9 protein-coding genes are annotated in these 11595 nt (G+C 71.0%); 5 read left to right on the top strand and 4 right to left on the bottom strand.

Translation table 11 applies throughout. The features are described 5' to 3' along the window. The first annotated feature begins 41 nt into the window (after positions 1–41). Positions 42–1157, top strand: coding sequence for an acyltransferase family protein (locus BFN33_RS13970; protein ID WP_069760342.1), 1116 nt, complete (start codon positions 42–44; stop codon positions 1155–1157). Positions 1158–1190: 33 nt separating this feature from the next. Here BFN33_RS13970 and BFN33_RS13965 read toward each other — a convergent pair whose 3' ends face one another. The 4 genes from BFN33_RS13965 to BFN33_RS13950 all read right to left on the bottom strand — a co-directional run bounded on the left by BFN33_RS13965 (position 1191) and on the right by BFN33_RS13950 (position 7616). Then, positions 1191–1916, bottom strand: coding sequence for a class I SAM-dependent methyltransferase (locus tag BFN33_RS13965; RefSeq protein WP_069760341.1), 726 nt, complete (start codon positions 1914–1916; stop codon positions 1191–1193). A 137-nt stretch (positions 1917–2053) separates the two neighbouring features. Beyond that, the gene (locus tag BFN33_RS13960) at positions 2054–4519 is read right to left on the bottom strand and encodes a SpoIIE family protein phosphatase (RefSeq protein WP_069760340.1); all 2466 of its coding nucleotides are present in this window, start codon (positions 4517–4519) and stop codon (positions 2054–2056) included. Between the two features lie 134 nt (positions 4520–4653). Further along, entirely contained in the window at positions 4654–7026 is a 2373-nt protein-coding gene (locus BFN33_RS13955) for an MFS transporter (protein ID WP_069760339.1), read from the bottom strand. A 146-nt stretch (positions 7027–7172) separates the two neighbouring features. Beyond that, positions 7173–7616 (bottom strand): SRPBCC family protein, encoded by a 444-nt coding sequence (locus BFN33_RS13950; protein ID WP_069760338.1) that lies wholly within the window; start codon positions 7614–7616, stop codon positions 7173–7175. A gap of 136 nt (positions 7617–7752) precedes the next feature. Between BFN33_RS13950 and BFN33_RS13945 the strand changes: the two genes are divergently transcribed. From BFN33_RS13945 to BFN33_RS13930, 4 genes are all read left to right on the top strand, one after another. Beyond that, complete coding sequence (locus BFN33_RS13945) at positions 7753–8790, top strand: Rv2578c family radical SAM protein (protein WP_069760337.1); 1038 nt, start codon at positions 7753–7755, stop codon at positions 8788–8790. Between the two features lie 135 nt (positions 8791–8925). Beyond that, on the top strand, positions 8926–10503 hold the full coding sequence (locus BFN33_RS13940) for an alpha/beta hydrolase (RefSeq protein ID WP_069760336.1): 1578 nt from the start codon (positions 8926–8928) through the stop codon (positions 10501–10503). A 57-nt stretch (positions 10504–10560) separates the two neighbouring features. Continuing rightward, a complete protein-coding gene (locus BFN33_RS13935) occupies positions 10561–10959 on the top strand; it encodes a RidA family protein (protein WP_069760335.1) in 399 nt (132 codons plus the stop codon). A gap of 41 nt (positions 10960–11000) precedes the next feature. Next, complete coding sequence (locus tag BFN33_RS13930; RefSeq protein WP_069760334.1) at positions 11001–11531, top strand: GNAT family N-acetyltransferase; 531 nt, start codon at positions 11001–11003, stop codon at positions 11529–11531. Positions 11532–11595 lie beyond the last annotated feature (64 nt).

Raw genomic sequence — 11595 nt, 5'->3', positions numbered from 1 at the left:
TCCTCCCTCGCGGGTTCCACAGGAGACGGACAGGGAGAAGCGTGAGCGACACCGCACAGGCCGTACAGCCGGCACGACGGACGACGGCGGACACCGCGCCGGGGAACCCGCCCGGACGCCCGAAGCAGCGCGACGCGTTCTTCGACAACGCCAAGTACCTCGCGATCGTGCTGGTGGCCATGGGACACGCCTGGGAGCCGCTGCGCTCCGACAGCCGTGCCGTCACCGCGCTCTACACCATCGTCTACGCCTTCCACATGCCGGCGTTCATCATCATCTCGGGCTACTTCTCCCGTTCCTTCGACGCGAGCCCGGCGAAGATCAGGCGACTGGTCACCGGTGTCGTCGTCCCCTATGTCGTGTTCGAGACGGCGTACACCTATTTCACCCGCTGGTCCGACGGTGTCCCGGACCGTGCGGTCAGCCTCCTGGATCCGCTGTATCTGACGTGGTTCCTGGCCGCCCTGTTCATCTGGCGGCTGACCACCCCGATCTGGCGGAGCGTGCGGTGGCCGCTGCCGATCGCCCTCGCCGTCGCCGCGCTCGCCACCCTGAGCCCGTCCATCGGCGACGACCTGGACCTCCAGCGCACCCTGCAGTTCCTGCCGTACTTCGTGCTCGGCCTGTGTCTGCGCCCCGCGCACTTCTCGCTGGTACGACAGTGGCGGGTGCGCATCCTCGCGGTCCCGGTCTTCGCGGCCGCGGTGGTGTTCTCGTACTGGGCGGTCCCGCGCATGGACTACGCCTGGTTCTTCCACCGCGCCGCCGCCCAGGACTTCGGGGTCCCCGCCTGGTACGGGCCGCTGATGACACTGGCCCTCTTCGGCTGCTCGCTCGTCCTGGTCGCCTGCTTCCTGTCCTGGGTGCCCGGGCGCCGGATGTGGTTCACGGCACTGGGCGCGGGCACCCTCTACGGCTATCTGCTGCACGGTTTCGTCGTGCAGGCCGGCAACCACTTCGACTGGGCCGGCCACCACTGGGCGCACACGCCGCTCGGCGCGATCGCCGTCACCGTCGTCGCCGCCGTGGTGGTGACCGCGCTGTGCACCGCGCCCGTGCGACGGGTCTTCCGGTGTGTGATGGAGCCACGGATGGAGTGGGCGTTCCGGAAGACCCCGACCGTCACGGGCGGGGTGCCGGCCCAGGTGCGCCGATAAGGCCTGTCTCCGGGGAAGAGGTCGACCCGGTCGTCAGGCGGTGCGTCCCACCATCCACCACTTCGACGGCAGCTCGATCCGGGTGCCGTCGGACCGGTACTCGGTGGTGACGAGCGGCAGCTCACCGCTCGCCACGACGGTCAGCCCGGCCGCCCCGAGGTACACGGGCACCGCCTCGTCGGCCACCTCACCGGGGGCGATGCCGTGCGCGAAGACGGGCGCCAGCTTGGCGGGCGGCCCGTCGGGGCTCTGCGCGAGGCCCACGAGGACAGCCTTGGCGGCTTCGGAGAGTTCGACGAGGAAGGCCCGGCCGCGTTCCCCGACGAGCGTGGCGATCCCGTCGACCATCTGCTGCCGGTCCTCGGGCGCGGCCTGGTGCAGCACGCCCCGCATATAGACGTTGGCGTCCCCGAGTTCGGCGTGCAGGTTCTCCGGCTCGCCCTTGTCGGAGGCGTCCAGCAGCCGGTACGTCACCTGCTCGTCGGGGTCGGCGTCGCGGGCGCGATCGAGGGCGGCGGCGGACAGGTCGACGCCGATCACCTGGGTGAAGTGAGCGGCGAGAAAACGGCTCTGGGTGCCGTTCCCGCAGCCCAGGTCCACCAGGGGCAGCCCCGGATCTGCCAGGAGCGGCTCGAAGTGGGCAAGGTGGACCCCGGCGGTCAACACCGGCTCCGCATCCCAGAACACGGCCCCCTGCCGTCCCGGGGCCTCCCGCCAGAACCCCTCCCAGGACTCCCGGTACCGACCGCTCACGCTCATGCCCAACTCCCCAGGATGCCAACACAACCCGCCAAAGCTGACAGGCCAGTACGGTGTATCGCGCCGAGATCACGCGGACAAGCGCATGGCGCATTCCTTCACTGCCAGTTCGAGAGACCGCGCCCGTAGGGGGCCGCTCAGCGACGCGGCAGGGTCAGTTCGAACCAGACGGTCTTCCCGGCGTTCGTACGACTCGCCCCCCACTCCCCGGCGAGCGTGCTGACCACCCTGAGTCCGCGCCCGTGCTCATCGGTGGGCCCGGCACTCAACAGGTTCGGCAGATCATGGTCGTCGTCGTCCACCTCGCACAGCAAGGAGTCGCCCCGCACGAGCCGCAGCTCGACGGGACGGCGGTGGGAGTGCCGCACCGCGTTGGTCACCAGCTCGCTCACCATGAGCTCGGCGCCGTCGGCCAGCCTCCCCAGCCCCCAGTCGTGAAGCTGCTCCCGCACCACCGCGCGGGCCCGCCCCACCTCGACCGGATCCAGGGAGATCCGCCACTCGGCCACATTGTCCGGCTCGATGCCGTTGAGCCGGGCCATGAGCAGCGCCACGTCGTCCTTGCGGCCGCCGCGGGTGTTGAGCGCGCGGATGATGGCGTCGCAGGCGTCGTCCATGGACGCGGCCGGATGCGCCGCGGACTCGGTGAGCGTCGCGAGACCCACCCCGATGTCCTCGCCCCGCACCTCCACCAGCCCGTCGGTGCACATCAGCAGCCGGTCACCGGGCGCCACGCGCACGCGTACCGCCTCGAACGGCACCCCGCCGACACCGATGGGCGCACCGGTCGGCAGGTCGAGCAGCTCACTGCGCCCGTCCCCGGCCCGCACGATCACCGGCGGGATGTGGCCCGCGTTGGCAAGGTGGAGTTCGCTCGCGATCGGGTCGTAGACGGCGTAGAGGCAGGTCGCGAGGTAGGTGTCGCCGAGTCGCTGAGCGAGGTCGTCGAGGTTGCGCAGCAGCTGGGCCGGCGGCAGGTCGAGCGCCGCCATGGTCTGTACGGCCGTACGCAACTGGCCCATCATGGCGGCCGAGTTGAGCCCGTGCCCCATCACGTCGCCGACCACGAGAGCCGTACGCGCGCCGGGCAGTTTGACGGAGTCGAACCAGTCGCCGCCGACGCGCCCCAGGAGCGTGCCCGGCAGATAGCGGGTGGCGATGTCGCAGCCCGCCATGCGGGGCGGGATGTGCGGCAGCATGCTGTCCTGGAGGGTCTCGGCGAGGGACTCCTGGAAGGTGTACATGCGCGCGTTGTCCAGCACGAGGCCCGCGCGGGCGGCGAGTTCGGCGCCGGTGACCCGGTCCATGTCGTTGAACTCGACGCGCTCGGGGTGGCGCAGCAGGATCATGAAGCCCAGGACCACATTGCGGGCCTTCAGCGGTACGACCAGCATGGAGCGGCCGGTGATCAGCGGCCTGATGTCCCGCTTCTCGAACTGCGAGGCGATCGCGTGCCCCATCTGCTCGCTGATCCGCGGCACGAGGACGGGTTCACCGGTGGTCATGCACTGGAAGAACGGGGTGTGCGCGGGGAACGGCATGGCCTCGCCGACCGGCACGACGTCGTCCCAGCGGCCGGGTTCGTCGGTGTGTTCCAGGGCCACCCGGTGCCACATGGTGGTGGTGTCGGGCACACCGTCGGGGAACCCCTCACCGGCGACGACCTGTTCGCGCAGATAGGTGCCGGCGACATCGGTGAAGCGGGGCACGACGGCCCTGCTGACCTCGACGATGGTCCGGGACAGGTCGAGGGAGGTGCCGATCTTCCCGCTGACCTCGTTGAGGAACTCCAGACGCTCACGTACGGCGACGTACTCGAGGTCCTCGCCCTCGTTCGGGTCCTCCTGCGGCAACGGCAGGCCCTCCGCGGCCGCCCGGGCCGCCCGCTCGCGGCGGGCCCTGCGCTCGGCACGCCGGGGCACACCCCAGTCGGGGGTGACGGGCACCCGGTCGTTCTGGCTGAACTCCATGACGGGATAGCCCAGTTCGAGGACCTGCGCGACGATGCGGGCGCTCTCGCCGACGCTCATGCTGGGCAGGATCTCGGGAAGCCGGCGGGCGAGTTCGTCGGCGCCGGGGAAGTCGGTGTGCAGGGCGAAGGCGGGCGCGATCCGCTCGACGGCCACGGTGCCCTCGTCCAGGTCCAGGTCCTGGCGGAGCAGGCCCGCGTCGGCGGCCAGCACCAGCAGGCGCTCCCGGCCGGGGCCCACCAGCGGGTAGGCCCACCACAGGACGTCCACGCGGTCCGCGCCGGGCACGGTGAGACGGGCGCGGCCGGCGGCCGGGTAGGAGAGGCCGCCGTCGAGGGAGGACTCGAGATCGGGTCCGAGACCGTCGTAGGCCGCGTACCCGCCGTAGGGCGGAGTGTCCTCCTCGGCGAGCGCTCCGGAGACGGGCAGCAGGTCGGCCGCCGAGCAGCCGATGGCCTCCTCCTTGGTGGCGCCGAACAGACGGCTCGCGCCGCGGCTCCAGTGGGAGACCAGGCCGTCGCGGTCCACCACGACCACGGCCAGCGGGACACGTCCGACCGCGACGGGTCCGTCCGCCGCGCCGCTCCCAGCTCCGCGGCTGGGAGGTGCGTCCCTCTCGGTGCCACGGTCCATGGCCCAGGCCCTCTCTCCGCAAGATCTGTGCCCGCCTGCTCCACCGTACGGCGCCGGGCCGTCACGGCGTGCGGCAATACGGGAATTGGCCCGGACCGCATCGCACCGGCGCGCGCCCCCGTTCTGACGCTCCGTCAATCTCCGTGTCCCAGCTGGAGATCCCGCTCCGTCCGGCCACCTCCGGCCACCTGGAGGACGGTGGCGACCGGCGGGTAGCCGGCGGCGATGACGGTGTACTCGCCGCAGGACAGGTCGACGAAGCGGAAGGTGCCGTCGGGGCCGGTCGTGAGGCTGTCCACGACGTTGCCGGCCATGTCCAGGAGCGTCACGCGCGCATCCTCGACGGACCGGCCGCCACCGGCCCGCACGGTGCCGCGCAGTACGGCACCGCCCGCGAGTTCGACGTCCTGACGGGTCTCCCGGGAGGCCCGGACGGTGACGGGGAGCGCTGCGGGGCGGAACGCGGGCGCGCTGGCGGCGAGGGTGTACTCCCCGGCGACCAGTTCGGTGACGGCGTAGCCGCCCTCGACTCCGCTGCGGGTGGTGGCCACGACCTCGCCGTGCACATCGGTGAGGGTGACGGCGGCGTTCCGCACGGGCATGCCGTCGGCGGTCCGCACCCGTCCCGTGAGCCGTCCGGCGCCGCCGAGGACGATGTCCAGCTCGACCGGACGCTCGCCGACCGTCACCGAGACGGCCTGCGGCTGGTGACCGCCCGCGGCGGCGATGAGCACGTACGCCCCCGGTCCGGGCGTCGACAGCGCGTACCGCCCGTCCTCGCCGCTGGCACCGCGCCCGATCTGAGCTCCGGCCACGTCGATGAGCGTGAGCGCCGCCCGCGTCAGGACGGTGCCGTCGCAGTGCTGCACCGTGCCGCGGACGAGGGGCCCGGCGATGCCGCTGTAAGTCGGACGCGACTGCGGGACCGAGGTGTGCACCGGCGCGGTCGCCGTCTCGGGGGCCTCGTGGGTCACCAGCGGTTTCTCCTTGAGGAAGAAGGCGATGAACAGGCCGAGGACGAGCACGGGTACGAGGTACAGAAAGATCCTCGGCATGGCGTCGGCGTAGGCCTGGATGTAGCCGTCGCGGAGCTCCGGGGGCAGGGTGTGGACGAGCTGCGGGGTGATGGACTCGGGGTCGGGCAGTCCGGCACCGGCCGGCAGTCGCTCGGCGAGCGCGTCGGCGAGCCGGTCGGCGAAGAGCGTGCCGAAGATCGCCGCTCCGACGCTTCCGCCGATCTGCCGGAAGTAGTTGTTGGCGCTGGTGGCGGTGCCGAGGTCGGCGGGGCGGACGGAGTTCTGCACGGCGAGGATCAGCACCGGCATCACCATGCCGATCCCGGCGCCGAGGACGGCCATCCAGACGCTGTAGTGCAGCCGGGGTGTGTCGACCTCGAGCCGGGACAGCAGCCACATGCCCACGACGGAGAGGGCGCTGCCGAGGATCGGCCAGATCCGGTAGCGGCCGGTGTGGCTGATGAGCTGCCCGGAGACGATGGAGGCGCCGACGATCCCGGCCATCATGGGCAGCATCAGCAGTCCGGACTCGGTGGCGCTCGCCCCGTCGACCATCTGGAGGAAGGTCGGCAGATAGCTCGCCGCCCCGAAGAGCGCGACGCCGATCACCAGGCCCACCAGAGCGGTGACGTTGAAGATGGAGTCCCTGAACAGCCGCAGCGGCATGAGGGGTTCGGCGGCGAAGCGCTCGGCGACGAGGAAGAGCACCGCGGAGGCCACGGCACCGGCGCCGAGTCCGAGGACGACCCGCGAGTCCCAGGCGTACTCGGTCCCGCCCCAACTGGTCAGCAGCACCAGGCAGGTGGAGGCGGCGGCGAGCAGGAGGGTGCCGAGGACGTCGAGCCCGGGCCTGACCGGGCGCTTCGGAAGTTTCAGTACGGCGGTGACGACGGCCAGGGTCAGCAGACCGAAGGGCACGTTGATGTAGAAGCACCACCGCCAGGAGAGGTGGTCCGTGAAGTAGCCGCCGAGCAGCGGGCCAGCGACGGAGGCCAGCCCGAAGGCGGCGCCGATCAGGCCCATGAAGCGGCCGCGTCGGCGGGGCGGCACGATGTCGGCGATGATCGCCTGCACACCGATCATGAGCCCGCCCGCGCCGACACCCTGGACCGCGCGGAAGGCGATCAACTGGTCCATGGTCGCGGCCCGTCCGGCGAGCGCGGAGCCGGCGACGAACACGACGATGGCGAACTGGAAGACGCCCTTGCGGCCGAGCAGGTCGCCGAGCTTGCCGTAGACCGGCAGTCCGATCGTGGCGGTGAGCAGGTAGGCGGTGATCGCCCAGGACATCCGGTCAAGGCCGTGCAGCTCACCGACGATCTTCGGGAGCGCGGTGGCGACGATCATCTGCTCCAGCGCCGCGAGGAGCAGCGCGAGCATCAGCCCGAAGAAGACCAACCGCACCCGGCGCGGGCCGAGTTCGGCGGGCGGGGCGGGGACCTCGGGGGGCGCTTCGACCCGTTCCTCGTGCACCGGAGTCGTCACGCCCACGTCCCGCTCCCCTCGTCGCGCCTGCCACAATTCCCGCTTTAGGCGACAACTACGAACAAGCGCGACGAGTTACGGCACATCGGGCGAACCTACGGAGATCCACTCGATCCGGTGACCGAGATCAACATCCGCCGGGCGCCGGGGACTTACTTCTCGACCTCGGTGGCGAGCCGGCCGAGGAGGGAGTCGTAGATCCGGCCGAGGCCCTTGGGTGCGAAGGTCTTCTCGAAGAAGCCGCCGATGCCGCCGGCACCGCCCCAGGTGGTGGTCACGACGACCCGGGACCTGCCCTCGCCGGCCGGGGTGACACGCCAGGTGGTGACCATGGAGGAGTTGCGGTCCTTCTCGACGAGTTCGCCGTCGGTGGGCTCGGTGACCTCCAGGAGGCAGTCGCGCACACGCTTGCTGGTGGCCTGGAGCTTCCAGTGGACGAGGGTGCCCTCGCCGTCACCGCCTTCGCGCACCTCGTACTCGCTGAACTGCTCGGGCAGCACCTTCCCGCGCGTGCCGCTGTAGTCGGCGACGGCGTCGAACACCTTCTCCGCGTCCGCCGCGACGATCCGCTCCGTAGTGGCCTCGACCTGCGCCATCGACTTTCCTCCAGGACTTCAAGTTCTCGGGGTCGGGGCAAGCCAACCACCCGCGCCCACGCGCGCCCAAATCGGGGGTTGCACTGGAATTCGAACAAGTGTTTCACTCAAGGGGCAGTGCTACCGAGGAGGCCTCATGCGCTGGGAGAACCTCACCGAGTCCGCCGAACACGGACGGGCCGACGCCGCCCTCTTCGGCGCCGACGCGGTGGTCAGCCGTACCTTCGACACGCCCGAGTTCGCCGGGATCACGTTCCACGAGATCCGGGCCCGCTCGATCATCAACCGGGTGCCGGGCGCCTCCCGCATGCCCTTCGAGTGGACGGTCAACCCCTACCGGGGCTGCACGCACGCGTGTGTGTACTGCTTCGCCCGCAAGACCCACAGCTATCTCGACCTGGACACCGGTCTCGGCTTCGACTCGCAGATCGTGGTCAAGGTGAACGCCCCCGAGCTGCTGCGCCGCCAGCTGGGCTCGCGCCGCTGGGCGGGCGACCACATAGCGATGGGCACCAACGTCGACTGCTACCAGCGCGCCGAGGGCCGCTACCGCCTGATGCCGGGCATCCTCGCCGCCCTGCGCGACCAGGCGAACCCCTTCTCGATCCTGACGAAGGGCACGCTGATCCTGCGGGACCTCGACCTCCTCACGCAGGCCGCCGAGGTGACGGACGTCGGGATCTCCGTGTCGGTCGGCTTCACCGACCCCGAGCTGTGGCGCACCGTCGAGCCGGGCACACCGGCTCCGGAGCGGCGTCTGGACGTCGTACGGACGCTGGGCGAGCACGGGATCGGGTGCGGGGTGCTGATGGCGCCGGTGATCCCGTTCCTGAGCGACCAGCCGGCCCAGCTGCGGGCCACCGTGCGCGCGATCGCCGCCGCGGGGGCCACCTCGGTCACCCCGCTGGTGCTGCATCTGCGGCCGGGCGCCAGGGAGTGGTTCATGGCCTGGCTGAACCGGGAGCACCCGTATCTGGTACGCCGTTACGAGCGGCTCTACGCGGACGGCGCCTACGCCCCGAAGTGGTACCAGCGCCGGATCACCCGTCAGGTGCACGAGCTGGCCCAGGAGTACGGCATCGGTCCCGCGGGCGCGGGGATGCCGCGACGGATCCGGGAGCCGGAGCCCGAGGTCGAGCCGATGTCCGACCCTGTCCAACTCACGTTGATCTGAGAGCGTTCGAGCGCATCGGACGGACCAATCGGGTCAACTATTGTCAGAACACGTTCTTCCGGGCGGACTTTCCGGGACGATGCGGCGTGGACCGTGACCCTCGCGGCCCGAAACCCTCCGTCCTGGGAGGACTTCATGAGAAAACGCGCAGCCGTGCTGTGCGGTGCCGCGGTCGTCGTGGCCGGGACCTTCACCGCCGTCCCCGCCGACGCCGGCACCCCGCAGTCCGCACCATCCGCATCCGCCGCCCGACTCACCTGGAAGAAGTGCGGCACCGCCGACTACCCGACCCTTCAGTGCGCGTCCCTCAAGGTGCCGCTCGACCACGCGAACCCGCGCGGGCGGCAGATCACCCTCGCGCTGTCCCGGATCCCCCACACCGCGAAGAAGTACCAGGGCCCGCTGCTGGTCAACCCCGGCGGCCCGGGCGGCAGCGGTCTGACCTTCGCCGGGTTCATCGCGACCGGCCTGCCCAAGGCCGTCGCGGCCCAGTACGACGTGATCGGCTTCGACCCGCGCGGGGTGGGCGCGAGCAAGCCCGCCCTGAACTGCGGGCCGGGCTACTTCAACCCGGTGCGCCCGGACTCCGTGCCGAGCACACCCGCGATCGAGAAGGCCAACCTCGAGCGGGCGAAGTCCTTCGCCGCGGCCTGCGGCCGGAAGTACGCGAGCGTGCTGCCGTACATCAACACCATCAGCGCAGCGCAGGACATGGACTCCATCCGCCGGGCCCTCGGCGCCGGGAGGATCAACTACTTCGGCTACTCGTACGGCACCTACCTGGGCGCGGTCTACGCCAAGCTCTTCCCGCACCAGGTGCGCCGCCTGGTCCTGGACTCGATCGTCGACCCGACCGGCGTCTGGTACGACGACAACCTCTCCCAGGACTACGCGTTCAACGACCGGCACCGCGCCCTGATGGCCTGGATCGCCAAGTACGACGCGACGTACAAGCTCGGCACCGACCCCGAGCAGATCGAGACCAAGTGGTACGCGATGCGGGCGGCCCTCGCCAAGAAGCCCGCGGGCGGCAAGGTGGGCGCCTCGGAGCTGGAGGACACCTTCGTCCCGGGTGGCTACTACAACGGCTACTGGCCCTACCTGGCCGAGGCGTTCGCGGCGTACGTGAACGGCAAGAACGCCGAACCTCTGGTCGAGACGTACGAGAACTTCGGCGCCGTGGACGCCTCCGGGGACAACGGCTACAGCATCTACACGTCCGTCCAGTGCCGTGACGCCTCCTGGCCGCGTGACTGGCGGCAGTGGCAGAAGGACAACTGGGCCGTGTACGAGAAGGCCCCGTTCATGACCTGGAGCAACGCCTGGTACAACGCGCCGTGCGCGTTCTGGCCGACCGGCTCGCTGAAGCCGGTGAACATCGCCAACGGCAAGCTGCCGCCGGCGCTGCTCTTCCAGGCGACGAACGACGCGGCCACCCCGTACGAAGGCGGCGTCACGGTCCACCGTCTGCTGGACGGCTCCAGCCTCGTCGTCGAGGAGGGCGGCGGCAACCACGGCATCACGCTGAGCGGGAACACCTGCCTGGACAAGTACCTCGCGGCGTATCTGACCGACGGCAGGGTGCCGCGTGGCGGCGGCGAGGCCGACGCGGTCTGCAAGGCGCTGCCGGATCCGAAGCCGCTGACCGCCAAGGCGGCGTCGACGTCCTCGCGCGGCGCGGCGCTGCATCGGCTGCTCGGCGCCCGCAGCTGAGTTCCTGACGCTCCGTCGGGGAGGGGCGTTGTCAGTGCCGTGGTCCACCATGGACGCATGAGTGAGCTGACCAGGATTCCCGCCCCCGCCGGGGTCGCCCCCGCGGCCCAGTACTCCCACGTGGTGCTGGGCCGTGGCCGTTTCGTCGCGCTCTCGGGCCAGGTGGCCCTCGACGAGGACGGCAAGCTCGTCGGTGAGGGCGACGCCGCGGCCCAGGCCCGTCAGGTCTTCGAGAACCTCCGCCGCTGCCTTACCGCCGCCGGAGCGACCTTCGACGACGTCGTCAAGCTCACCTACTTCGTCACGGACATGGCCCACCTGCCGGCACTCCGCGCGGCCCGCGCCGAGCACATACCCGACGACCGGCTGCCGGCGGTCTCGGCCGTGCAGGTGGCGGCGCTGGTGCGGCCGGAGTTCCTGATGGAGGTGGAGGCGTTCGCGGTGGTGGGCGAATAAATCCGAGGCCGGAGCGGGTGGGTGGTGCCTAGGGTGCCGCCATGGACGACGACCGCCTCCTCATCCGCCCGATGGCCCTCACCGACTGCGACCGCGTGGCCGAGATCCGCGTGCGCGGCTGGCAGAGCGCGTACCGGGGCCTGATCCCGCAGTCGTACCTCGACGCCATGAGCGTGGCGCGGGACGCCGAGCGGCACCGCACCCGCTTCGGGCAGGGGGACGGCAGCGTCGTGAACCTCGTGGCCGAACGGGACGGCGAGGTCATGGGCTGGGCCTGTCACGGCCCGTACCGGGACGGCGAAGTCCGCACCGCCGACGCCGAGTTGTACGCCGTCTACGTGGACCCGCGGAGATACGGCAGCGGCATCGGACACGCCCTGCTGCTGGAGTCCCTGAGGAACCGCACGGCCGTGGGCCACGAGCGCATGCACCTGTGGGTCCTCAAGGACAACATCGGCGCGCGCCGCTTCTACGAACGGGCGGGCTTCGAGCCCGACGGCACCGAGGAGCCCTTCGAGGTGGACGGCGTCCCGGTACCGGAGGTGCGGTACACCCGACCACTCAACACCTGACCGCCCGCGGCCTGTGCGGCGGAGCGCCGCGGGCCGGCCGAACGGAGGCGCGGACTACCTCACC

This window comes from Streptomyces sp. LUP47B (assembly GCF_001746295.1).
Taxonomy (GTDB): Bacteria; Actinomycetota; Actinomycetes; order Streptomycetales; family Streptomycetaceae; genus Streptomyces.
This window is presented reverse-complemented; position numbering and strand designations above follow the sequence as displayed.

Excerpts from the sequence above, each read along its gene's own strand:
- BFN33_RS13935 (WP_069760335.1), top strand. The coding sequence starts at position 10,561 with ATGAGTGAGCTGACCAGGATTCCCGCCCCCGCCGGGGTCGCCCCCGCG.
- BFN33_RS13945 (WP_069760337.1), top strand. The coding sequence starts at position 7,753 with ATGCGCTGGGAGAACCTCACCGAGTCCGCCGAACACGGACGGGCCGAC.
- BFN33_RS13960 (WP_069760340.1), bottom strand. The coding sequence starts at position 4,519 with ATGGACCGTGGCACCGAGAGGGACGCACCTCCCAGCCGCGGAGCTGGG.
- BFN33_RS13950 (WP_069760338.1), bottom strand. The coding sequence starts at position 7,616 with ATGGCGCAGGTCGAGGCCACTACGGAGCGGATCGTCGCGGCGGACGCG.
- BFN33_RS13965 (WP_069760341.1), bottom strand. The coding sequence starts at position 1,916 with ATGAGCGTGAGCGGTCGGTACCGGGAGTCCTGGGAGGGGTTCTGGCGG.
- BFN33_RS13940 (WP_069760336.1), top strand. The coding sequence starts at position 8,926 with ATGAGAAAACGCGCAGCCGTGCTGTGCGGTGCCGCGGTCGTCGTGGCC.
- BFN33_RS13930 (WP_069760334.1), top strand. The coding sequence starts at position 11,001 with ATGGACGACGACCGCCTCCTCATCCGCCCGATGGCCCTCACCGACTGC.